This window comes from Chloroflexaceae bacterium (assembly GCA_025057155.1).
Lineage (GTDB): Bacteria > Chloroflexota > Chloroflexia > Chloroflexales > Chloroflexaceae > JACAEO01.
Genome location: JANWYD010000001.1, coordinates 162,883 through 185,508 on the forward strand (window position 1 = coordinate 162,883; position 22,626 = coordinate 185,508).

A 22,626-nucleotide genomic window follows, 5' to 3' on the forward strand; every position below is an offset into this window, starting at 1 on the left:
TCCTCCCAGAAAGAAACCGGATACTCAAAGTGTCGAAAAGGTGTTTAATCAGCCGCAGCGCGGCGGGTCTCGGCCTGCAGGATCTCGCGCAGGAAGCGGCCGGTGTGCGAGGCCTCGACCATGGCCACCTCTTCGGGCGCACCCTCCGCCACAATGTAGCCGCCGCCATCGCCGCCCTCCGGCCCCAGGTCAATCACCCAGTCGGCAGTTTTGATCACGTCCAGGTTGTGCTCGATCACGATGACCGTATTGCCCGCGTCCACCAGGCGATGCAGCACCCGCAGCAGGTTCTGCACATCGGCGAAGTGCAGGCCGGTGGTTGGCTCATCGAGGATGTAGATCGTGCGTCCCGTGGCCACCCGCGCCAGTTCCCTGGCCAGCTTCACTCGCTGGGCCTCGCCGCCGGAGAGCGTCGTGGCCGGCTGGCCGAGCTTGATATAGTCCAGGCCCACGTCGTGGAGCGTCTGCAGGATGCGCCGCACCCGCGGCACGTTGTCGAAGAACTCCAGGGCCGTCTGCACGTCCATATCCAGCACGTCGGCGATGGACTTGCCCTTGTATTTGACCTGCAGGGTCTCGCGATTGTAGCGCTTGCCCTTGCACTCGTTGCAGCGCACCCACACATCGGCCAGGAACTGCATGTCAATTTTAATTTCGCCGTTGCCCTCGCACGCCTCGCAGCGACCGCCCCGAACGTTGAAGGAGAAGCGCCCCGGCGAGTAGCCGCGCAGGCGCGCCTCGGGGGTGCTGGCGAACAGGTCGCGCAGCAGGTCGAATAACTTTACATAAGTAGCAGGATTCGAGCGCGGCGTGCGCCCGATCGGCTGCTGGTCAATGTCAATCACTTTATCGAGGTGCTCGATGCCGCGCAGGGCGCGGTAGGGGCCGGGCTTGAGCTGGGCCTTGTTGAGGCGATTGGCCAGGGCCGGGTAGAGTGTTTCGGTGATGAGGGATGACTTGCCCGATCCTGACACCCCGGTGACGGCCACGAAGCAGCCCAGGGGGAAGCGGGCGCTGACATCGCGCAGGTTGTTAAGGGTCGCGCCTTCGATCTCCAGCCAGGCCTCCTGGTCAGAAGGCGCCGGGGCGGACGGGGCGCGTCGGGTGCGCCGCAGCAGGGGCGCAGGCTGGCGTTCGGCGATGGCCGAGACCGGGAGGGGCCGCCGCCGCCGCGCGGGCACGGGGATCTCCAGGCGCCCGCTGAGGTACTGGCCGGTCAGTGAGGTGGGATGGGCCGCGATCGTTTCGGGTGGCCCCGCCGCCACCACTTCGCCGCCTTTCACCCCGGCGCCGGGGCCAAAATCAATGATCCAGTCGGCGGCCTGCATCGTCTCCAGATCGTGTTCGACCACTACCAGGGTGTTCCCCAGGTCGCGCAGGCGCAGCAGCGAGTCGAGGAGCTTGCGATTGTCGCGCTGGTGGAGACCAATGCTCGGCTCATCGAGAATGTACATGACCCCGACGAGGCCCGAACCGATCTGCGAAGCCAGGCGAATGCGCTGGGCCTCGCCTCCAGAGAGGGTCGGCGCGGGGCGAGCGAGGGTCAGGTAGTGCAGGCCGACGTTGTTGAGGAAACCCAGGCGTTCGCGGATCTCTTTCAACACATCAGCGACGATCTGCACCTGGGTCTCGGTGAGCGGCCCGGCGCTAAGGCTCATGACCCATTCCAGGGCCTCGGTGACGTTGCGTTCGCAGACTTCGTGGATGCTGGCCCCGGCCACGCGCACGGCAAGGCTTTCGGGGCGCAGGCGCGCGCCGCGGCAGGCCGGGCAGGGCTGCTCGCTCATGAACTGGAGGTAGTACTCGCGGGCGGCATCGCTGCCGGTCTGCAAGAAGCGGCGGCGGATCTCGGCGGCCAGGCCCTCCCAGGGCCGATGGAACTCGCCGCGGCCGCCGTGCTCGTTTGACCAGAAGAAGCGGATGCGCTCCTGACCGCTGCCGTAGATGATGGCCTCGCGCTGCCGCGGCGTCAACTGGTTCCAGGGGGTGTCGAGGCTGAAGCCGTAGTGCGCGGCGATGGCGACGAGGGCCTTGTAGCCCCACGAGTCGCTCTTCTTGCGCATTTCGCCCCAGTAGGTCACCGCGCCCTCGTGGATGGACAGGTCGCCATTAGGCACGAGCAGGTCGGGGTCCACCTCCAGGCGCGTGCCCAGGCCGGTGCACTGGGGGCAGGCGCCCTGGGGCGAGTTAAACGAGAACATCTGGGGGGTCAGTTCGGGGAAGGAGATGCCACAACTCAGGCAGGTATTGCTCTCGCTCATCAGCCACTCTTCTGGAGCGGGAGCAGCGTGCTCCTCTCCCGGCGCCGCGCGGGCTTGCGCTTGGATGCTGATGATGACGCTACCCTCGCCCACGCGCAGGGCCTGCTCGATGCTGTCGGTGAGCCGGGTCACGAAGCCCTCGTAGACGCTGCCCGACCCGGCCGCCGCCATCCCCTGGCCGGTCGCGGGGGCCTCCTCTGCGAGCGCGTCACGTTCCGGCATCACCAGACGATCAACGACCACTTCGATGGTGTGCCTGACCTTCTTATTGAGCCGGATCTCCTCGTCAAGCCCGCGGATCTCGCCGTCCACCCGCACGCGCACGAAGCCCTCGGCGCGGGCCTCGGCGAAGATGTCGCGATACTCGCCCTTGCGCTGGGAGACGAGCGGAGCGAGGATCATAAAGCGCGTCCCCGCCGGGAGGGTCAGCACGCGCTGGACCATCTGCTCGGCGGTCTGCGAAGCGACCGGGCAGCCGCACTGGTGGCAGTGCTGCGTGCCGACTCGGGCGAAGAGCAGGCGCAGGTAATCGTAAATCTCGGTCACCGTGCCCACGGTGGAGCGAGGGTTCTTGCTGGCGCTCTTCTGCTCGATGGCGATGGCCGGGGACAGACCCTCGATGAGGTCAACGCGGGGCTTCTCCATCTGGCCGAGGAACTGTCGGGCGTAGGCCGAGAGGCTCTCGACGTAGCGGCGTTGCCCCTCGGCATAGAGCGTATCGAAGGCCAGGGAACTCTTGCCCGAACCGCTGACGCCGGTAAGCACCACCAGCCGGTCGCGGGGGATCTCAACGTCAATCCCCTTGAGGTTATGCTCACGGGCGCCCTTGATAACGATCCTGTCCTTCGCCATAGGCCCTTGCACCCCTGCCGCGCAGACGAAAGCGCCGCCTGGCGTCGCGGCGGCGCTGGAGTTGAACGACCGTGCGAGTAGTATACCACTACTTGTGGAGGCAAACAATGCCGGGAGAGCTTTGCGGACCTGCCGCAGAGCGCGCAGAGAGTGGAATGGTGAAACCCTCGGCGCTCCTCTGCCGTGAATGCGTGGTCGCGCCCGATCCAAAATCCAAAAAGCCACTCACACCACTACAATCGCCTCGCCGTTCTCCCGCGAGTCCGGGCGGGCCAGGCGCAGCACGACCGCCGCCACCTCCTCCGGCGTGACGGGGCGGCTCTGGTTGCCCGCCGCCAGCAGCGCGGCCCGCGCCTCTTCCGCCGTGCGGCCGGTCTTCGCCATCAGGTTGGCGACCGCCTCCTCCAGCATGGCCGTGTCTGTCCAGCCAGGACAGACGGCGTTGACGCTGATCCCGTGACGGGCCAGCTCGCCCGCCAGGGAGCGGGTCAGGCCGATCAGGGCGTGCTTGGAGGCGCTGTAGGCCGCCGAGTAGGGCATGCCCCGCAACCCGCCAATGGAGGCGATGGTGATGATGCGCCCCCAGCCGGCGGCGATCATATCCGGGACCGCGGCTTTGCAGCAGTAGAATGCCCCGCTGGCGTTCACGCGCATGATCTCCTCCCAGAGGGCGTCGGGCGTGTCCGTCAGCTTCATGCTTGCGGTGACGCCAGCGTTGACGACGAGGATGCCGACCGGGCCAAAGGCGGCCCGCGTCGCCGCGAAGGCCGCCCGCACCGCCTCCGGGTCGCCGGTGTCGCCAGTGAGGGCCATGGCCCGCCCGCCCGCGGCGCCGATCGCCGCTACGGTCTCCTCCAGGCTGCCGGGGTGGCGCCCGGTCACCGCAACCGCCGCCCCCGCCCCGGCCAGGGCCAGCGCCACCGCGCGCCCGATCCCCCGCCCGCCGCCGGTTACCAGCGCCACTTTGCCGGTGAGTTCCCCCATGGCTTCCTCCTATTCGGGCGCGATCGTCATTCCGGCGGCAGAGGCGGCCCGCCGGGCCGTCTCTGCCTGTCAACGGAAAGCGGCGCACAGAGCTTCAAAAAGCTCATCCTCTACGTTCCTCTGCGTGCGCTGCGGTACATCCGAACACGCGCCATCGGTCGAGATGAAGGAGGGGGCGCAAACCTGGCTTCCCCGCGCCTCTGCCGAAGCGCCTTACCTGATCACCTCAACCCCGCCCATGTAGGGCCGCAGCACCTCAGGCACGACAATGCTGCCGTCCTCCTGCTGGTAATTTTCCATAATTGCGATAATGGTGCGCGGCAGCCCCAGGCCAGAGCCGTTGAGGGTATGCAGAAACTCCGGCTTCGCCCCCGGTTCGGGGCGATAACGCAGATTGGCGCGCCGGGCCTGGAACGCTTCCACATTTGAGCACGAACTAACCTCCAGCCACTCGCCCTGTCCCGGCGCCCAGACCTCGATGTCGTAGGTCTTGGCCGATGCGAACCCCAGGTCGCCCGTGCAGAGCAAGCGGGTGCGGAAGGGCAGCCCGAGCAGCCGGCAACACTCCTCGGCGTCGCGGCGCAGCTTCTCCAGGGCGGCATAGCTGTGCTCGGGCTTCTCGAAAATGTACATTTCGACCTTGTCGAACTGGTGGCCGCGCTTGATGCCGCGCACATCGCGCCCGGCGCTCATCTGCTCCTTGCGGAAGCAGGGCGTATAGGCCACATGGTAGATCGGCAACTGCGCAGCCTCCAGGATCTCGTCGGCGTAGACCCCGGTGATCGGCACCTCCGCTGTTGGCACCAGCCACAGACCCGACTCCTCGTCGCGGTAGAGATTGTCGCGGAACTTGGGCAACTGACCCGAACCCCAGAGCACGTGTTCTCTGACCACGAAGGGCGTATAGATCTCTTCGTAGCCCTGGCGCAGGTGCAGGTCGAGCAGCCACTGAATGGTAGCTCGCTGGAGACGCGCCCCCAGCCCGCGCATGACATAGAAGCGCGACCCGGCCAGCTTCACCCCCTGCTCGAAATTGATGATCCCCAGGGCTTCGGCCAGATCCCAGTGGGGCTTCGCGAAGGGCGGCGTGCGCGGCTCGCCCTCCTGGTAGACGACCGGATTATCGCTGTCGTCGCTGCCATCGGGCACATCAGGGTGGGGCAGGTTGCGGATCTCCAGCATTGTCGCCCGCTGCTCCTCCTCGACCCGCACCACCTCATGATCGAGGGCGCTGATGCGCTCGCCCACCTCGCGCATCGCGGCGATCTGGGCGTTCCGCTCGGCCTCGTCCTGCATACGGCTGATGGCCTTTGAGACCGCGTTGCGGCGGGCCTTCAGATCTTCCACCTCGCGCAGCAGAGCGCGGCGGCGCTCATCGAAGGCCAGCACCCGATCCACAACTGACCCGTCAATAGCGAAGCGGGCCAGTTGTTGCTTGACATAATCAGGGCTTTCGCGCAGTAGCTTGATGTCTAACATGCCCACAACTCCTTTGGGGTGCATCCGGCACGTTCGCAAACGGGAGGATCCGGCGGCGCTGCGCCTTTCCGCGAACCGGCTTCCCCAACCGTGCACATAAGCTACGTCGCCGGATGCACCACGTCATTGGCGCTACGCCCAGGATACACCACACTGCCATACCTGACGGCCAGGGTTTTGCCGCGCGGCCTCGTCCATGTCCCTGTAGAGAAGCTGCGAAGGGCGCAACGCTCCGTGATCCGCCCGCGGCGGACGCCCGTCCCGGCGCATCGGGGACAGGCATGCCGCGTTCCCGTTGCCCGGAGTGCGTATACGTGCCGGAACCTGCTGCAATGCCACCTGAAACGCGCCAACCTTCACAATCCAAAATCCAGATTCCAAAATCCCGAATCGCAGGCTACTTTCGCCTCAACTGGCTCATTACCTGCATGACTTCGACCAGGGATACCCCTTCCAGGTCACCTGCATTAAGGCCCTTGAACAGACCGATCAACTGCTCGCGCCGGGCTGGATCAGGCACGCGATAGGCGGCAAAGTACACCTGATCGCCTTCACGGGTGAAGAACATCGCATACGGTCCGCCGCCACGGTCAAGGGCGGCATTGACGGCCCGCGCGACCACAGGATTGGTAATGGGGATCATATCCTCACGGGTTTCCCAGCCCGTGGGCGAATCTTCTTCCGCTTCGGCCTCCTCCTCATCAACCGGGGGCGTAGCGCCCAGCCGCCGCTGCGGCGCGGGTGGGAGGTCGGGAGGCAACTGACCGACCCGTGAGGGGAAATTGCCCCAGGCCCGGTTGAGCATATAGGCCGTGATGCCGATCGCCAGCAGACCGGCCACGACGATGATCGCAATCGTTAGCAGATCCATAGGCGGCGCTCCGCGGCGCGCACAACCCGGAGAGTTGCGTTGCGGCATTTCCCTGGAAGGGAAGGGTATGAGGAAACCCGATTCCCCGGCGCAACCCGAAGGGTTGGGCTACGGCGTTATATCAGCGTATAAGTCCAGCTCACCGGTTGTCCTTCTCGGTATGGCATGACCCCGTGAAACTGGCGCGGATCGTCGCCGAAGACCAGGGGCAGAAAGTACGGGTCGCCGGGCCAAAGGGGGAGATCGCCCCGCAGCAGGCGCTCGACCGGCACCCACTCCAGGCGGCCCTCGGCGTTGGACGGCGGCGGTTCGCCGCGGAAGCGGGTGATCAGAAAGATGAAGCCCAGCCAGTCCTCACCCTGCTTTCCGAAGCCGGGCCAACTGATCGTTCCTCGCAGAGTCAGGTCGAGGGCCTCGATCGCCGCCTCCTCGCGCAACTCCCGGCGCATGCCGCTCACCACGTCTTCGTAAGGCTCGATTTTGCCGCCCAGCCCGTTGTACTTGCCAAGATGCTGGTCTTGCGCGCGGGCATTGCGATGCACCAGCAGCACCGCAGTACGCTCGGGCGAGAGGACGTACCCCAGGGTAGCGATGATGGGGGTGTATGGCATAGGTTATACCATTTTCGATTTTGGATTTTGGATTGCCGTATACGCCCCCTGGTGAGACCGGGCGATGGCGCGGGTGCGTGGCGTTCGCCAGGAGACGCCGGGAGTATAGTCCTCCAGAAGCCTCACCACGGCCCGTAGAGGCCCCGCGCGCCTTGCTGGTATTCCTCAACGCGACGCAGGCTTCCCGGTTCGGTATTCCCTGGCAGATCACACTGGCGGAAAAAGCGCGCGTCAACAATCTCCAGATCACTGGTAGGGGGATGCACCTGCCCCAGCGGTTCGCAGACGAACACGGCCACGTAGTTGATCATTCCCTCATTGATGGCCCGGTACAGGCCCAGGAGTTCACGCGGGCGCGTTTCACAGCCTGCCTCCTCGCGCACCTCGCGGACGATGGCGGTAAGCATCGTCTCGTTCCGCCCCAGGCCGCCGCCGGGCAACGACCAGGGGTAGCGTCCGCCCCGATGGCGCACCAGCAACACCTCGTCATCGCGTACAACCAGGGCGCGCACGCCGACCTCGGTGGGGCGGGTGAGCTGGCGCAGACCGGCGCGGACGAGGATGATGGCATTGTATGCGAGCGACAACCCGCCTTCGCGCAGGCTGGCCTTCCAGATATGCATAGAGCAAAACACCCCCGCCTTCCCGTGGAAGGACGAGGGTAGTTCTTCGTTGTCCCGTGTGCCTCCCGTGGATGGCGGCGACGGACTCAGCCCCGCGTGTGGGCCGGCGCCGCAGGCAGCAGGGCCAGGTGGCGGGCGCGCTTAATCGCCACTGACAGGCGCCGCTGCATTTTGGCCGTCACGCCGGTGCGCCGGCGCGGCAGGATCTTGCCCTGGGCCGTCAGATACTTCTGCAGGCGCTTAACGTCTTTGTAATCGGGCTCAATGCCCAGCTTCGTGAATTCGCATTCGCGGCGGCGACCACGCCCGCCGCTCTTTACCCCTCGCGACCGGCTCATAGGCTATCGCTCTCCTCGGATCAGTTCCAGGCTGCCATAGACAAACCAGCGTTTAGTATACCACATGTGCGAGTTCATTACATGGGAGGGCGAAGCCCTTCAAGGCTGTTGCAAAGTCTTTCGGGCTTGCTCCGAACCCTGGATGGAGGGTCTGGGAGGGCGCAGCCCTCCCAGACCTTTCTCCACTCACAGCGGCGGGTAGCGTGTGTGCCAGTCGGTCAGGCGCTGGTAGGCGTCGCCTACCCGTAAGAGGGTGGCTTCGTCAAAGGGGCGGCCGATCAACTGCAACCCGACAGGCAGCCCCTGACTGAAGCCGCACGGGACTACCAGGCTCGGCACGCCGGCCAGGTTGATCGGCAGGGTGCACACGTCGCTCAGGTACATGGCGATCGGGTCATCGAGCTTCTCACCCACCCTGAAGGCGACAGTGGGGGAGGTGGGGGCGGCAATCACGTCAACGCGGGCAAAGGCTTCGTCAAAATCGCGCTTGATGAGCGTGCGCACCTGCTGGGCGCGCTTGTAGTAGGCATCGTAGTAGCCCGCCGAAAGGGCGTAGGTGCCCAGCATAATGCGCCGGCGCACCTCGGGGCCGAAGCGGCGACCCCGCGTCAACTCGATCTCGTCCCACATGCTCTCACCCCGCTCGCGCGGGCCATAGCGCACCCCGTCGAAGCGCGCCAGGTTGGCGCTGGCCTCAGCCGGAGCGATGATGTAGTAGGCTGGCAGAGCGTAGCGGGTGTGGGGCAGCGAGATCTCCACCACCTCGGCGCCCTGCGCGCGCAGCACAGCGATGGCCTCGCGAGTGGCCTGCTCGACCCCCGGCTCCATGCCCTCCACGAAGTACTCGCCGGGCACGCCAATGCGCAGCCCGCGCACTTCGCCGCTCAACGCCGCGCGGTAGTCGGCGACCGGCACGGGGGCGCTGGTGCCATCGCGCGGGTCGTGCCCGGCGATCACCTGCAACACCAGCGCCAGATCCTCAACTGTGCGCGCGAAGGGGCCGATCTGGTCGAGCGATGAACCGTAGGCTACCAGGCCGAAGCGGCTCACGCGCCCGTAGGTAGGCTTGAGGCCGCTGACGCCGCACAGGGCCGCCGGCTGGCGGATCGAACCGCCGGTATCCGTGCCCAGGCTGGCCGGGACCATCAGCGCCGCCACGGCCGCCGCGCTGCCGCCGCTGCTGCCGCCCGGCACGCGCTCCAGGTCCCACGGATTGCGCGTGATGTGAAAGGCGCTGGTCTCGGTGCTCGACCCCATGGCAAACTCGTCGCAGTTGAGTTTGCCCAGGCTGATCGCCCCGGCGGCTTTGAGGCGGGTGATCACTGTGGCATCGTAGGGCGGCACGAACGTTTCCAGAATGGCCGAGCCGCAGGTGGTGCGCACGCCGCGGGTGCAGATCACGTCCTTGATGGCCAGGGGCATGCCGTGGAGCGGGCCGGAGTCGCGGCGGCGGGTAGCATCGGCGGCGCGGGCTTCAGCCAGGGCCTGTTCGCCGGTGAGCGTAAGAAAGGCCCGCACCTGTGGCTCGACAGCCTGGATGCGCGCCAGCAGGGCCTCGGTGAGTTCGTAGGAACTGAGCATCCCGGCCGCGAAGGCGGCCTCCGCCTCCGCGACGGTCAGGGTATGCAGGTCGGTCATCGGCTCTCCCCTCTACGGATCGGCGCCAGCCGCGCCGGGAAGTGACGCCTTTATTATACCCTGATGAGAGCCGAGGCCTGAGGGGAGGGCAACGCTGCCGAAACCCTCTCTGCAAGCAGGGGTGAGGGAAAACCAGGGCTCCCTTCACCCACATATGATGATCGTGGTATTGCGAGACGGCGTCCTGCGAGCGGGGGTGAGGGGAAACCAGGGTTCCCCCATCTCTCCAACCGGAGTCAAGGCGCCTGGCGATTGTCCCTTACCCGAAGCGCCCGCTCAGGTAGGCCTCGGTGCGCGGGTCGCTCGGATTGGTGAACAGTTGCGCAGTGAGACCAAACTCCACCATCTGCCCCGCGCGCGTTTTGGGATCCATCAGCATAAACGCGGTGTAGTCGGAGACCCGCGCTGCCTGCTGCATGTTGTGAGTGACGATGACTATCGTAAAACTGCCCCGCAGATCGGCGATCAATTCCTCGATTTTCAGGGTCGAGATCGGATCGAGCGCCGAGCAGGGTTCGTCCATCAGCACCACCTCCGGTTCGACGGCGATGGTGCGGGCGATGCACAGGCGTTGCTGCTGGCCGCCGGAGAGCGAAGTGCCCGTCGCGTTCAGGCGATCCTTCACCTCGTCCCAGAGGGCGGCGCGCCGCAGCGCCCACTCGACCCGTTCCTTGATCCGCTGGTTATTGCGCTCGCCGAGCACGCGCAACCCGTAGGCGACGTTGTCGAAAATCGACTTGGCAAAGGGGTTCGGTCGTTGGAAGACCATGCCCACGCGCCGCCGCAGCAGGATGGGGTCAACATCCTTGCCGTAAATAGACTCGCCATCAATGGTAAGCAACCCCTCCGCACGAGCGCCTGGCGTCTTGTCGTGCATGCGGTTGATTGCCCGCAGCAAGGTTGATTTGCCACATCCCGACGGGCCGATCAATGCGGTAACCTCGCCCTCAGGAATGGCCAGGTTAATCTGGTCAAGGGCCTTGAACGTCCCATAGTAAAAATTGAAGTTGACGGCCTCGATTTTGGCTTTGCCGACCTTCTCGCGGGTCCGTGCGCGAGCCGCTGCGGTAGCGGCAAAACCGCTCGCCAGAGGTAACGACCTGGTCCGCGTCTCACTCATCTGTCAGGCTCCCATGCGGCTGTGCCGCGCATTAATGGAACGAGGGTGCAACGCTTCCAGCCCTTTCCTTCGAGCAGGGGCGTGGGGAAACCCTGGTTCCCTGCGTTCCTGTCAGCCCACTCTTCCACTGATGTAATCCTCGGTGCGCGGATCCTTGGGAGTGGAAAAGATCTGCTCAGTGGGTCCTTCTTCGATCAGAACTCCGATGGGAACATCATCAGTCTTTTCCACCATAAACACGGCGGTGCGATCCGAGATACGCGCCGCCTGCTGCATATTGTGGGTGACGATGACTATCGTAAAGCGCAGCCGCAGGCTAAGCAGCAGTTCCTCGATTTTGAGGGTCGAAATCGGGTCAAGCGCCGAGCAGGGTTCATCGAAGAGAATGACATCAGGTTCGACGGCAATGGTGCGGGCGATGCTCAGGCGTTGCTGCTGGCCGCCGGAGAGGGCCATGCCTGAGAGGTGCAGCTTGTCTTTCACCTCGTCCCAAAGATTGGCGAGGACGAGGGCCCTTTCTACACGGTCGTCGAGCTCGGACTTGTTGTTGATCCCGCCGAGGCGCAGGCCCACGGCCACGTTCTCGTAGATGTTGCGCGTGCGCAGGGCGATCGGCATCTGGAAGACCATGCCGATTTTGCGTCGCACCAGCGCAGGATCAACCCCCGGCGCATAGATGTCAATGTCATCGAGCTTGACCACGCCCTCGGCGCGGGCGTAGGGTATAAGTTCGTGCATCCGGTTCAGGCAGCGCAGCACCGTGCTCTTGCCGCAGCCCGACGGGCCGATCAGCGCCAGAATCTGGTTTGGCCGCACGTCCAGATCCAGCGCCTGCACGGCGAGACGTTTGCCGTAGAAGGGCTTGAGGCCGCGCACGGTCATGCTGTGGGCAGTCTGCGTGGCCGGGGCGGGTTGGGTTGCAATGGCCATGGGCGCTCACCTCTTAATACGCGCGGTGGTGATACGTACCAGCAGGTTCACCCCGAGCACCAGCATCGTCAGGACGAAGGCCGTGCCCCAGGCAAGCTGGTTTTCAGCGGGGAAGGGCGACTCGATGTACTTGTAGGTCAGAATAGGCAACGCGGCCATGGCGGCGAACATGTTGAAGCTGAGATTGCTGTTGCCCTGAATGGTCAGCAGGAGCGGAGCGGTCTCGCCGGCGCCGCGGGCGAAGGCCAGCAGCGCGCCGGTGACGATCCCTGTCAGGGCGGTGGGTACCACCACGGTAAGCGTAGTGTACCACATGGGCGCGCCCATAGCCATTGCCGCTTCGCGCACGGCGTTGGGCACGAGTTTAAGGATCTCCTCAGTCGTGCGGGCGATGGTCGGCACCATTAGAAAGGTGAGGGCGATCGAACCGGCAATGCCTGAGTAGGTTTCGGACGGTCGGACGATCATGGTAAATCCAACCACCCCGATGACAATCGACGGCGCGCCGCTGAGCACGTCGCAACAGAAGCGGATAAAGGTATTGAAGGGAGTGTCGGGGTACTCGGCTAAGAAAATGCCGGCCAGAATGCCGATTGGCAGGGAAAACAGCAGCGCGGTGATTGTTACCATCAAGGTGCCGACGATGCCGTGCAGCACGCCCCCGCGCGCCTGCACCTGAGCAGTGGCGTCTTCTCCCATCCCCTCGATGGGCAACCCGGTGCGCGGGTCAACGCCGGCGGGCACCGGCGGACGGTAGGTGTCGGTAAAGAAGTCCCAGTTCAGGGCCGCGCCGCCCAAAAGCAGCACGTAGGCGATAATCAGCACCAGAGGCACGATGGCGATTGCCGTCGCGACAATCGTACATCCGCGCAGGACCTTATCAACCCAGCTGCGCCGCCGGTACGTCAGCATGTTGGTCTGGATATTAACACTCATGCTTTTTCTCCCGCCGGTCCCCGCGCCGTCTGCCACACCAGATAACGCGCAATCGCGTTCAGCAGCAGCGTAATGCCGAAGAGCGCCAGGGCCAGAGCGATAAGCGAACTCTCGTGGATCAGGCTCACAGAGTTGGGCAGTTCGCTGGCGATCAGAGCCGCCGCAGTGGTGGCCGGCATAAAGATAGATGGTTCAATGCGCGTGCTGTTGCCGACGAGCATTGTAGCCGCCATGGTCTCTCCCAGGGCGCGCCCCAGTCCAAGCATGATCCCTCCGACGATCCCGGCGCGGGCGTAGGGCACCACCGCACCCCAGATCACTTCCCAGCGGGTCGCGCCGAGGGAGAACATGGCTTCGCGCTGGTGATTTGGCACCGCCTGTAGCACATCGCGGGTGATCGCCGATACGGTGGGCAGGATCATGATCGCCAGGACGGTGCCAGTGATCGCTAACCCCCGGCTCACTGCGATCGGGCCGGCCAGCCAGGGCACAAACTGTCCTGCGGTGTTGGCAATGGGGTTGGCCACCCAGTCGTTGAACCAGTTTGCAAACACCGCCACGCCCCAGAGGCCGTAAATGACCGAGGGAATGGCCGCCAGCAGTTCAACCATGAAGCCCAGCGGCTGGCGCAGGCGCAAGGGGCACAATTCAGAGAGAAAGATGCCAATGGCTACCCCAGTAGGCGCCGCCAGGATCAGGGCGATCAGCGAAGAGATCAGGGTGCCGCGAATGGCCGGCCAGGCTCCGAAGCTGACCGGATAGAGATCGGTTTCAATCGGGTTCCAGTCAGTGCCCCACAGAAAGCTCCACCCATAGGCAGCACGGGCCTCGGCCGACCCATTATATGTCACCACCCCCACTACTACCACCAGACCGATGATCACCAGGGCGAAGAAGAGGGTCAACAACCAGAAAAATACATCGCCATGTCTGGTCTGTCGCGCCCAGCGGCTGCTCGCGGTGATGCGCGGTACGGCTTTTGCATCTGCCATTGATAGTGCTCCGTAAAAGCAAGGCGGCTCCCGCAGCCAATACGAAGAGACGTGATGCAGCATTCATCGCTGCATCACGTCTCCCTTCAACCCGAGGCGTCAGCGCGCCGGGCCATCGAAGACGCGCTGGCCATCAACCGTAATGCTCCGGAGCGCCTCGATCGCCCGCACGCGCAGCGAGGCCGGCAGCGGCGCATAGCCGAGGCGGTTAGCTGCGCCGGTGCCTTCCGTCAGACACCAGTAGAGGAAGTCGGTGAGCGCCTGCGCCTTGGGAACGTCCTTGTAGGTGTTCTGGCGCACCAGGATGTAGGTGAAGCCGGCGATCGGGTAGGCGTTGGGGTTGGGCGAGTTGGTGATCGAGGCCACCAGGTTGGCCGGGATCGGCACGCCATCCGCCGCGGCCGAGGTGGCCTCCAGCGACGCGGCGACAAAGTTGCCCGAAGCGTTCTGCACCGGCGGCAGGGGCAGGCGGTTGGCGGTGGCGAAGACCTGCTCCACGTAACCGATCGCACCGCGGGTGTTCTTCACCGTGCTGGCCACGCCGGCGTTGCCCGGCGCACCCACACCCACCGGCCAGCGCACCGTCGTGCCCGCTCCGACCCGGCTGCGCCAGTCGGTGCTGATCTTGCTCAGGTAGTCAGTCCAGATAGCCGTGGTGCCGGAGCTGTCCGAGCGGTAGACCACCGTAATCGGCAGGTTCGGCAGGCGCACGTTGGGGTTCGCGGCAGCGATGCGCGGGTCGTTCCAGTTGCGGATGGCGCCCAGGTAGATGCCTGCCAGGATCTCCGGGTTGAAGCGCAGTTCGGTGATGCCGGGAATGTTGTAGGTGGGAACCACAGCGCCGATCACCATGGGGATATGCAGGGCGTCAGGCGCCTCGGTCTGCACGCGCTGGGCGGCGATAGCCGCATCGGTGCCGCCGAAATCCGTCAGGTAGGCGATGAAGTCGCGAATGCCCTGGCCCGAGCCTACCGGCTGGTAGCTGATAGAGACGCTCGGATTAACTTGCTTATAGGTATCGATCCAGGCGGCATAGAGTGGAGCAGGGAATGTAGCGCCAGATCCTTTCAAGGAGGCCTGGACCGGTCGAGGACTCCAGCTCTGGGCCAGGGCCGGACTCGCCAGAGTGAGCAGAGTTGCGACGGCAAGCACGATTGCGAACACCCGAACGATCATGGTCCGTGTCATACAGTGTTCCCCCTTCTTCAGCTAGTCCTACGAGAAACGAGAGCCTGTGTCGGAGAAGGCGAGCTAATCCTACCGGAGTTGTGTTAAGGTTCAGCAAAACAGGGGTTAAATAACTGTAAAACAACAATGACAATTGTTGCCCTGAAATGTTTGATTCTGTAGTGGATAAATCAGGGTTTCGCGCGACCCTGCCGGGCGGTGGCGTCTCGGAGCGCCGGACTTGCCTGGAACGTCATCGGCCAGCCCCATCTCACGCCGGTTCGTCTACTGAGTCGAAGCGATATCCAACGCCACGAACAGTCTGGATGTACCGCGGTCGCGCTGGGTCCTGTTCAATCTTCTCGCGGAGCCAGCGGATGTGGACATCAACTGTGCGGCTGTCGCCAGCGAACTCGGTGCCCCAGACCCGTTCGAGCAGCAGGTCGCGCGTCAGAGCGATGCCGCGGTTGCGGATGAGGCAGGTCAGCAGGTCGAACTCCTTCTGCGCCAGGCTCAGTTCGACTCCGTCGCGCCATGCCCGCCGGCTGCTGGTATCCACCTTGATGCCCCCGGCGATCAGCACTTCGCGACCGGTGATGCGCGGGTGGGCTTCGCTGCGGCGCAGGATGGCCCGCAGGCGCGCCAGGAACTCTCCCAGACTGAAGGGCTTGGTAATATAATCGTCGGCGCCCAGCTCCAGACCGGCAATGCGGTCAACTTCGTCCTGCCGCGCCGTGAGCATGATGACGGGAACGTCGCTCTCCTGGCGCAGAATGCGGCACACTGAGAAGCCATCGAGGCGTGGAAGCATAATATCCAGGACAATCAGATCGGGGTTGTGCCGGCGCGCCAGGTCCAACCCTTCGACGCCATCGAGTGCCTGAATAACCGTGTAGCCTTCGCGTTCAAGGTTGTAGCGCAGGGTCTCGGCGAAGGTCACCTCGTCCTCAACCAGCAGGATGGTGGGCATAGGCGCTGTCTGACCGCCGGGATAGCAACACGTCGCGGGCGGTTTGGAGCCTTCCGAGAGAACTGCGATGGCGCGTCCCGATCCACGCGTCTCCGGTGCGGCAGATGCCGACGAGCGTCCGATGATCGGCAGCGCATTGCTGCCGCGCCGTACCGGTTGTTTCACGGATGCGTCGCCAGAAATAGCGATGCCTGCTCGTGAATGCTTACGGATTATGCGCTATCCTACTGGGTTAATGTTAAAAATTTTTCAAAAATTTTTTAAGCATTTATCAAGCAACGGTTAACGCGCAGAGGGCGGATCAGCCGGGTGCGAGGGGTTCTGCAACCTGCGTCGTTGTAATACTCATCGCATATAATGTTGCTGACCCGGCCAGGGCAGCAGTGCGATGCATACGGCACGCGGCCCCGAACCTGAATCTGCCGCGGATAACCCGGCAAGGCCGATCCGGGAAATCCGCCACTCCTTCCCTGTCCTTAGCAGTAAAGGTTCCGTTTGCACCTCACAACCAGAAGATCGCTGGCAGGCAGACGTAGCGTATGAAACCCTCCAGGGGTTGCCGGGTGCGCCTATGCAATTTCTGGCCCGCTCCTCGCTTCAGCGCAAGCTAATCTTGGCCTTCGCCGCAGTACTGCTGATTCCTACACTGATCCTCTCGATCTATCATCTGGTGGAGATGCGCTTGCTGCTGATGGAACGGGCCAGCCTGGAGTACCGGCAGCGCGCCGCGATGCACGCCGGCTTTGCTAAGGCGCTGATAGCAAGCGCAGCGGCGGATCTGCTGGCAGTGGCCGGATCGCCTTCCTTGCTCGATGATCCGTTCCCGACGGATCTTTCCATTTTTCTGCAGCAAAGGGACAATCCCTATCAGGCCCTGTGCGTCTTCCCTCTCAGTGCCAGCGAACGACGCTGTCTGCGCTCCCCTTTCCCGGGCAACAGGATCGCGTGGATACCGGTGGTTGAGGTGGCGCCGGCAGGGGTGGTTCACGCCGCGCGCGAGGCGCTGGCGGGCGAAGGGCGTTCCGGCGCCCAGTCCGTTACCACGGCGCTGATTGACGGCCCGGCCCCTGGCGCGCCCGTGCTGTCTCTGCTTACCCTGGTGCAGCGCCAGGAAGGCGAGCCGCTTGCCGTGACGCTCGAACTGCCGGCCCAGGCGCTCTTCGACCTGCTGGTTGAGACGGAGCATGGCGTGTGCACCACGATTGTTGATGCGGCGGGAACCTCGCTCTATCGCTCCGTCGCCTGCCGGCCAGATGCTCCCGGAGCACTGTCCGTGTCGGCGCCCCGCCCTCGTGATGGTCTGCGCATCCTCGGCAATGCGGACGGCGTGTTGGTTGTCTCTCAGGAACGTCCGCAGACGTTGCAGGTCATTATGCCGGTTCAGCCTCCCGGCCAGACCGGATTGGAGTGGACGGTGATCTACGCCCTTCCCCTCAGCGCGATCACCGGCCGGATCTGGCGCAGCGAGGCGATGATTGCCGTTATCACCCTGGGCGCCCTGCTGATCGCCCTGATGGCGGCCATGCGTCTGGCATGCGACATTGTGCGCCCTGTGCGCGCCCTGGCCGCCGCGGCCGAGCGTGTGGGCAACGGGGATCTGCAAGCCACCATTCCCGTTACCGGCGATGACGAAGTTGGCGCTCTGGGCCGGACACTGGATCGCACGGTGGCCCGCCTGCGCGACGCCATCGCCGCCACCGAGAGCCGCCGCCAGGAGGCCGAGACGCTCCGCGCGGCCATGCAGGCGCTCAGCTCCACCCTCGATCTGAAGCAGGTGCTCGACCTGATCTTAAGCGAGTTGCGTAAGGTGGTGCCCTACGACAGCGCCTCGGTGCAGGTGGTCCGCGACGGGTATGCCGAGATCATCGGCGCCTACGGCCTGCGGCGTGGTGAAGAGGTGATCGGCTTCCGCTTCGACCTCGCCCCCGGTCTGACACCCAATGCCGAAGTCGCCGCCAGCCGCGCGCCGGTGATCCTTGACGATGCTCCCGCGCGCTATCCCCATTTCAACAGCGAGCCATACAATGCCGACCCGATCCACTCCTGGCTCGGCGTGCCGCTCATCTTCGGCGAGCGCCTGACCGGCATGCTGACCCTCGACAAGTTCCAGCCGGGGTTCTTTACCCGCGAACACGCTCGTCTGGCCGCGGCCTTCGCCACCCAGGCCGCGATTGCCCTGGAGAATGCCCGCCTGTACGAAGAGGCGCGGCGCGAGCTGGCTGAACGCCAGCGCGTCGAGGCCGAGCAGCGGCAGTCGCAAAAGATGGAGGCTCTGGGTCGCCTCGCCGGCGGCATCGCCCACGATTTTAACAATGTGCTCACCGTCATCCTGGGCGAAGTGGGCCTGCTGCTCGATGATCTGCCCTCCGATGATCCCCGCCGGCACGGGCTGGAACAGATCCTCCAATCAGGTGGTCGCGCCGCGGCCCTCATCCGCCAGTTGCTGGCCTTCAGCCGGCGTCAGGTGCTGCAACCCGAGTTGCTGAACCTGAACGAGGTGATTACGGGCATGGAGCAGATGCTCCGCCGCCTGATCGGCGAAGATATTATGCTCACGATCCTGCTCTCCCACGATCTGCCTCCGGTGCTGGCCGACCGGGGGCAGATCGAGCAGGTGGTGATGAACCTGGTGATCAATGCGCGCGATGCCATGCCTCAGGGTGGCCAACTGGTGATCCAGACCGCCTCATACTACGCGGATGTTCTGACCGCGCCGCATGCCGCCGGCACGCGGCTGGACCGCTATGCCCTGCTGACGGTCACCGATACAGGCACGGGGATCGATCCCGCGGTGCAACCCCACATTTTTGAACCGTTCTTTACCACCAAGCCGCGCGACAAAGGCACAGGTCTGGGTCTGGCCATGGTCCACGGCATCGTTCAGCAGAGCGGCGGCTTCATCCGCTTCAGTAGCCGGGTCAACCACGGCACCACGTTTGAGATCTACCTGCCCGCGGCGACTGAGGCGGCGCCGGACACGCCGGCGTCCGCGCCTCGACCCGACACCCTGCGGGTCGCTGGCGCTACCGTCTTGCTGGTGGAAGACGATGCCGCCGTGCGACAGCTCGCCAGCCAGATCCTGCGCCGCGCCGGGTTCACCGTGCTGGAGGCTGGCAATGGCCATCGCGCTCTGCAACTTGCCGATCAGCACGCCGCTTCAATTGACCTGCTGCTGACCGACATTGTTATGCCGGAGGGTCTCAACGGCGTACAACTGGCCGACGCCATTCGCGCCCGGCGCCCGAATATCGCGGTCGTCTATATGTCTGGCTATACCGACGATGCGCGGATCGAAGCCGCCCACGGCGAGCGGTTCATCCAGAAGCCATTTACCCCTGAAGTCCTCATAGGCGCCCTCAACGAGGTCCTCGGCGCACATGCGCCGCTGGCGAACCGGGCCAACGGCCGCGCCGTCGGTTGAGATCTCCGCCGGGACAACCTGATTTTCCCTCTTGCCTCTCCCCGCCGGGAGAGGTTGCGCCGACGCGGGCCTCCACAGGTGTTCGGATGTACCGCAGGGCGCGCGGAGGACGCCCTTTTTGAGGCTCTTTGCGCCGCTCAAGCTATTTCTTGTGTCGCCGCGATGCTCTCGGGTATAATGAGGCCGGTTTAACCGGGCAGGGCGCTGCCTCCCCCGCCGGGGAAGGCAACCGGGCGCCTCCTCCTGGCGGGGAGAGAGGCGCGACGCCGCGAAGCATCCAAACCCCTGCGATCCTGCCTGATGGAGAATGCCGCTGCCTGTCGTCTCCACGCGCCCGGACAGCGACGGAGTATATGCTGATGTTTAACTGGCTGAAAAAGATCGTTGGCGATGGCAATGAGAAGGCTCTGAACCAGATCAAGCCCCTGGTTGAGAAGATAAACCAGCTCGAGCCCGAATATCAACGCCTTTCCGATGAGGAACTGCAGGGCAAAACGGCGGTCTTCCGCGAACGCCTGGCCGCAGGCGAAACCCTCGATGATCTGCTTCCCGAGGCCTTTGCCGCCGTGCGCGAGGCCGCGCGCCGCACCATCGGCCTCCGCCATTACGATGTGCAGCTCATCGGCGGCATCGTGCTGCACCAGGGCAAGATCGCCGAGATGAAAACCGGCGAGGGCAAAACCCTCGTGGCCACCCTGCCGCTCTACCTCAATGCGCTGGAAGGCAAAGGCGCCCATCTGGTCACGGTCAATGATTACCTGGCCAGGGTCGGCGCGGGCTGGATGGGGCCGATCTATCATTTCCTCGGCCTAACGGTGGGCTTTATCGCCCATGAGCAGAGCGCCATCTATGATCCTGACTACGTGGACCCCCACGCCAATCCCGAGGATCAGCGGCTCGTCCATTGGCGACCGGTGACGCGCCGCGAGGCGTATCTGGCCGATATTACCTACGGGACCAACAATGAGTTCGGCTTCGATTATCTGCGTGACAATATGGCCTACGATAAGGCCCAGATGGTCCAGCGCGAGCTGCACTACGCCATCGTTGACGAGGTGGACAACATTCTCATTGACGAGGCCCGCACCCCGCTGATCATCTCCGGCCCGGCGCAGAAGTCGAGCGATCTCTATCGCCAGATGGCGCGCCTGGTGCGTAATCTGCGGCGCTCCAGCATCACGCCCAAGCAGATGAAGGAAGAGGGTTTGCTGCCCGATGGCGACTTTTTTATTGATGAGCGCACCCGCTCGATTACGCTGACCGACCAGGGCATCGAGCGCCTCGAGCGCCTGCTGAACATTCCCGAAGGCGAGAGCCTCTACGATCCGCAACACTACGAAAAGACCCATTACGTTGAGAATGCTCTCAAGGCCGAGTTTATCTTCCAACGCGATCGCGACTACATGGTTACGCCTGATGGCGAGGTGGTGATCATTGATGAGTTCACCGGGCGGGCCATGCCCGGACGCCGCTGGTCCGACGGGCTGCACCAGGCGGTCGAGGCAAAAGAGGGCGTGGCGATCAAGAATGAAAACGTCACCCTCGCGACGATCACGTTCCAGAACTACTTCCGCATGTACCACAAGCTCGCCGGCATGACCGGTACGGCCTACACCGAGCGGGAGGAGTTCGGCAAGATCTACAACCTGGACGTGGTGGTCATTCCCACCCACAAGCCCATGATCCGCGAGGACTACCCCGACCAGATCTACCGCAGCGAGAGCGCCAAGTTCAAGGCGGTCGTGCGCGAGGTGCAGGAGATGCACGAACAGGGCCGCCCGGTGCTGATCGGCACCACCTCGGTGGAGACCTCCGAGCGGGTGAGCCGGCTGCTCCAGCAGGCGGGGATCAAGCACAGCGTGCTCAACGCCAAGCACCACGAGAAGGAAGCCGCAATCGTGGCCCAGGCCGGGCGCAAGGGCGCGGTGACCGTGGCCACCAACATGGCCGGTCGCGGCACCGACATCCTGCTGGGCGGCAACCCCGATGGTCTGGTGGACGATATTCTTGCCGCGAAGGGCATCAAGTTCGAGGAAGCCACCCCCGAGCAGAAGCGCGCCGCCTGGGAGGAGGCGAAGCGCATCACCGACGCCGAAGGCGAAGAGGTGCGCGCCCTCGGCGGCCTGCACATCATTGGCACTGAGCGCCACGAGGCCCGCCGCATTGATAATCAGCTTCGGGGCCGCGCCGGTCGTCAGGGTGATCCCGGCTCCTCGCGCTTTTTCCTCTCTCTCGAAGATGAATTGCTGCGCCGCTTCGGCCCCGTTGATCGCATTCGCGGCCTGATGGATCGCTTCCTCGATGAGGAAGTGCCGCTGGAGGCGGGCATCCTCGACCGCACCATCGAGAGCGCCCAGACCCGCGTTGAGGGCTATAACTTCGACATCCGCAAGCACACCGTCGAGTTCGACGATGTGATGAACAAGCAGCGCCAGATCATCTACAAGGATCGGCGCGAGATCCTTGACGGCAAGGATGTTCACGATCAGATCCTGCAGATGATCGGCGAAGAGATTGCGGCCCTGGTTGATGAACACCTGCCAGCGGAACAGCCCGACGCCTGGGATGTTGCGGAACTGTTGCGCCACTATCGGCAGATCAATCCCCTCCTGCCCGCCTCGGTCAGCAGCGCTACACTGGAGGGCAAGAGCCGCGAGGAGATCGAGATCTGGCTGGTGGAACAACTGGAGCAGGCCTACGCCGAGCGCGAGCGGGCGATTGGCCCGGAGATGATGCGCGACATCGAACGGCGCATGATGCTGGCGGCCATTGATCGCCAGTGGATTGATTATCTGACGGCGATGGACGAACTGCGCCAGAGCATCATGCTCCAGGCCTTCGCCCAGCGTGATCCCCTGGTGGAGTTCCGCCGCCAGTCGTTCCAGATGTTCGAGCAACTCAAGGAGAACATCACGCGCGACGTAGTGTATCAGATTATTAACCAGACCTTCGCCTACGAGCGCTACCTGCGGCAGATCGAGGCCGAACAGCAGGCGCGCCTGGCGATGGCCCGGCGGGCGGGCGGCAGCAGCGAACTGGCCAATGTCGCCGGCAAGCCCGCGCGGCGCAAGGCCCCGGCCCTGCCCGGCCGAAACGATCCCTGTCCCTGCGGCTCGGGCAAGAAGTTCAAGCAGTGCCACATGGGTCGCGAGCAGGAGATTATGCATCTGCTCGGCAACCCCTCCGCTGCTGCCCAGCTCAAGGCCGGAGGCGCGCCAGCGCGCGCCGGGCAGGCGCCGCCGGATAATCCGGCCATCGCCGCCGAAGCTGAGAAGATCCGCCAGGCGCTCAATTCCCAGTCCGCCCCGCCCACGCCCCGAGGCCGCCAGGCGCCGGCCGTGCCGCGCGGCAAGCGCAAATAGGCGCGCCGGGCGATCTGATAATCCAGTAGCGCAACCCTCCGGATTGCCGCAACCCGGAGGGTTGCGCTACT

The 22,626-nt window shown here is 64.4% G+C and carries 17 protein-coding genes; 3 read left to right on the forward strand and 14 right to left on the reverse strand.

Annotation, left to right across the window (positions count from 1 at the left end):
• Nucleotides 1-44: 44 nt before the first annotated feature.
• The 14 genes from NZU74_00625 to NZU74_00690 all read right to left on the reverse strand — a co-directional run bounded on the left by NZU74_00625 (nt 45) and on the right by NZU74_00690 (nt 15,772).
• The gene (locus NZU74_00625; GenBank protein MCS6879814.1) at nt 45-3,113 is read right to left on the reverse strand and encodes an excinuclease ABC subunit UvrA; all 3,069 of its coding nucleotides are present in this window, start codon (nt 3,111-3,113) and stop codon (nt 45-47) included.
• Nucleotides 3,114-3,338: 225 nt separating this feature from the next.
• Complete coding sequence (locus NZU74_00630) at nt 3,339-4,097, reverse strand: SDR family NAD(P)-dependent oxidoreductase (GenBank protein ID MCS6879815.1); 759 nt, start codon at nt 4,095-4,097, stop codon at nt 3,339-3,341.
• A 213-nt stretch (nt 4,098-4,310) separates the two neighbouring features.
• Nucleotides 4,311-5,576 carry a serine--tRNA ligase gene (gene serS, locus NZU74_00635; protein ID MCS6879816.1) on the reverse strand — a complete coding sequence of 422 codons (1,266 nt, stop codon included), beginning with the start codon at nt 5,574-5,576 and terminating at the stop codon, nt 4,311-4,313.
• Between the two features lie 397 nt (nt 5,577-5,973).
• Entirely contained in the window at nt 5,974-6,447 is a 474-nt protein-coding gene (locus NZU74_00640) for a hypothetical protein (protein MCS6879817.1), read from the reverse strand.
• A 116-nt stretch (nt 6,448-6,563) separates the two neighbouring features.
• Nucleotides 6,564-7,058, reverse strand: a complete 495-nt coding sequence (locus tag NZU74_00645; protein MCS6879818.1) for an 8-oxo-dGTP diphosphatase — start codon at nt 7,056-7,058, stop codon at nt 6,564-6,566.
• 122 nt (nt 7,059-7,180) lie between these two features.
• Nucleotides 7,181-7,681, reverse strand: a complete 501-nt coding sequence (locus tag NZU74_00650) for an NUDIX domain-containing protein (GenBank protein ID MCS6879819.1) — start codon at nt 7,679-7,681, stop codon at nt 7,181-7,183.
• Nucleotides 7,682-7,767: 86 nt separating this feature from the next.
• Complete coding sequence (gene rpsR, locus NZU74_00655; GenBank protein MCS6879820.1) at nt 7,768-8,019, reverse strand: 30S ribosomal protein S18; 252 nt, start codon at nt 8,017-8,019, stop codon at nt 7,768-7,770.
• A gap of 186 nt (nt 8,020-8,205) precedes the next feature.
• Nucleotides 8,206-9,657 (reverse strand): Asp-tRNA(Asn)/Glu-tRNA(Gln) amidotransferase subunit GatA, encoded by a 1,452-nt coding sequence (gene gatA / locus NZU74_00660; GenBank protein MCS6879821.1) that lies wholly within the window; start codon nt 9,655-9,657, stop codon nt 8,206-8,208.
• 259 nt (nt 9,658-9,916) lie between these two features.
• Nucleotides 9,917-10,777 (reverse strand): phosphate ABC transporter ATP-binding protein PstB, encoded by an 861-nt coding sequence (gene pstB, locus NZU74_00665; protein MCS6879822.1) that lies wholly within the window; start codon nt 10,775-10,777, stop codon nt 9,917-9,919.
• A gap of 111 nt (nt 10,778-10,888) precedes the next feature.
• Nucleotides 10,889-11,707: a phosphate ABC transporter ATP-binding protein gene (locus tag NZU74_00670; protein MCS6879823.1), complete on the reverse strand. Its 819-nt coding sequence runs from the start codon at nt 11,705-11,707 to the stop codon at nt 10,889-10,891.
• A 6-nt stretch (nt 11,708-11,713) separates the two neighbouring features.
• Entirely contained in the window at nt 11,714-12,643 is a 930-nt protein-coding gene (pstA, locus tag NZU74_00675) for a phosphate ABC transporter permease PstA (protein MCS6879824.1), read from the reverse strand.
• Entirely contained in the window at nt 12,640-13,635 is a 996-nt protein-coding gene (gene pstC, locus NZU74_00680) for a phosphate ABC transporter permease subunit PstC (protein ID MCS6879825.1), read from the reverse strand. Before pstC ends, pstA begins: the two co-directional genes overlap by 4 nt.
• 99 nt (nt 13,636-13,734) lie before the next feature.
• A complete protein-coding gene (gene pstS / locus NZU74_00685) occupies nt 13,735-14,823 on the reverse strand; it encodes a phosphate ABC transporter substrate-binding protein PstS (GenBank protein ID MCS6879826.1) in 1,089 nt (362 codons plus the stop codon).
• A 250-nt stretch (nt 14,824-15,073) separates the two neighbouring features.
• A complete protein-coding gene (locus NZU74_00690) occupies nt 15,074-15,772 on the reverse strand; it encodes a response regulator transcription factor (protein ID MCS6879827.1) in 699 nt (232 codons plus the stop codon).
• 67 nt (nt 15,773-15,839) lie between these two features.
• Here NZU74_00690 and NZU74_00695 point away from each other — a divergent pair, with 67 nt between their 5' ends.
• The 3 genes from NZU74_00695 (at nt 15,840) to secA (ending at nt 22,555) form a co-directional block, all read left to right on the forward strand.
• The gene (locus NZU74_00695) at nt 15,840-16,058 is read left to right on the forward strand and encodes a hypothetical protein (protein ID MCS6879828.1); all 219 of its coding nucleotides are present in this window, start codon (nt 15,840-15,842) and stop codon (nt 16,056-16,058) included.
• A gap of 285 nt (nt 16,059-16,343) precedes the next feature.
• Nucleotides 16,344-19,193, forward strand: coding sequence for a GAF domain-containing protein (locus tag NZU74_00700; protein MCS6879829.1), 2,850 nt, complete (start codon nt 16,344-16,346; stop codon nt 19,191-19,193).
• Nucleotides 19,194-19,552: 359 nt separating this feature from the next.
• Nucleotides 19,553-22,555 carry a preprotein translocase subunit SecA gene (gene secA / locus NZU74_00705; GenBank protein ID MCS6879830.1) on the forward strand — a complete coding sequence of 1,001 codons (3,003 nt, stop codon included), beginning with the start codon at nt 19,553-19,555 and terminating at the stop codon, nt 22,553-22,555.
• Nucleotides 22,556-22,626 lie beyond the last annotated feature (71 nt).

What these genes read in the sequence shown, in the direction of transcription:
- rpsR (MCS6879820.1), bottom strand. Translation starts at nt 8,019, where the DNA reads ATGAGCCGGTCGCGAGGGGTAAAGAGCGGCGGGCGTGGTCGCCGCCGC.
- secA (MCS6879830.1), top strand. Translation starts at nt 19,553, where the DNA reads ATGTTTAACTGGCTGAAAAAGATCGTTGGCGATGGCAATGAGAAGGCT.
- pstB (MCS6879822.1), bottom strand. Translation starts at nt 10,777, where the DNA reads ATGAGTGAGACGCGGACCAGGTCGTTACCTCTGGCGAGCGGTTTTGCC.
- pstS (MCS6879826.1), bottom strand. Translation starts at nt 14,823, where the DNA reads ATGACACGGACCATGATCGTTCGGGTGTTCGCAATCGTGCTTGCCGTC.
- NZU74_00630 (MCS6879815.1), bottom strand. Translation starts at nt 4,097, where the DNA reads ATGGGGGAACTCACCGGCAAAGTGGCGCTGGTAACCGGCGGCGGGCGG.
- NZU74_00645 (MCS6879818.1), bottom strand. Translation starts at nt 7,058, where the DNA reads ATGCCATACACCCCCATCATCGCTACCCTGGGGTACGTCCTCTCGCCC.
- NZU74_00650 (MCS6879819.1), bottom strand. Translation starts at nt 7,681, where the DNA reads ATGCATATCTGGAAGGCCAGCCTGCGCGAAGGCGGGTTGTCGCTCGCA.
- NZU74_00700 (MCS6879829.1), top strand. Translation starts at nt 16,344, where the DNA reads ATGCAATTTCTGGCCCGCTCCTCGCTTCAGCGCAAGCTAATCTTGGCC.
- NZU74_00640 (MCS6879817.1), bottom strand. Translation starts at nt 6,447, where the DNA reads ATGGATCTGCTAACGATTGCGATCATCGTCGTGGCCGGTCTGCTGGCG.
- pstA (MCS6879824.1), bottom strand. Translation starts at nt 12,643, where the DNA reads ATGAGTGTTAATATCCAGACCAACATGCTGACGTACCGGCGGCGCAGC.
- gatA (MCS6879821.1), bottom strand. Translation starts at nt 9,657, where the DNA reads ATGACCGACCTGCATACCCTGACCGTCGCGGAGGCGGAGGCCGCCTTC.
- serS (MCS6879816.1), bottom strand. Translation starts at nt 5,576, where the DNA reads ATGTTAGACATCAAGCTACTGCGCGAAAGCCCTGATTATGTCAAGCAA.
- NZU74_00625 (MCS6879814.1), bottom strand. Translation starts at nt 3,113, where the DNA reads ATGGCGAAGGACAGGATCGTTATCAAGGGCGCCCGTGAGCATAACCTC.
- NZU74_00690 (MCS6879827.1), bottom strand. Translation starts at nt 15,772, where the DNA reads ATGCCCACCATCCTGCTGGTTGAGGACGAGGTGACCTTCGCCGAGACC.
- NZU74_00670 (MCS6879823.1), bottom strand. Translation starts at nt 11,707, where the DNA reads ATGGCCATTGCAACCCAACCCGCCCCGGCCACGCAGACTGCCCACAGC.
- pstC (MCS6879825.1), bottom strand. Translation starts at nt 13,635, where the DNA reads ATGGCAGATGCAAAAGCCGTACCGCGCATCACCGCGAGCAGCCGCTGG.
- NZU74_00695 (MCS6879828.1), top strand. Translation starts at nt 15,840, where the DNA reads ATGGCGCGTCCCGATCCACGCGTCTCCGGTGCGGCAGATGCCGACGAG.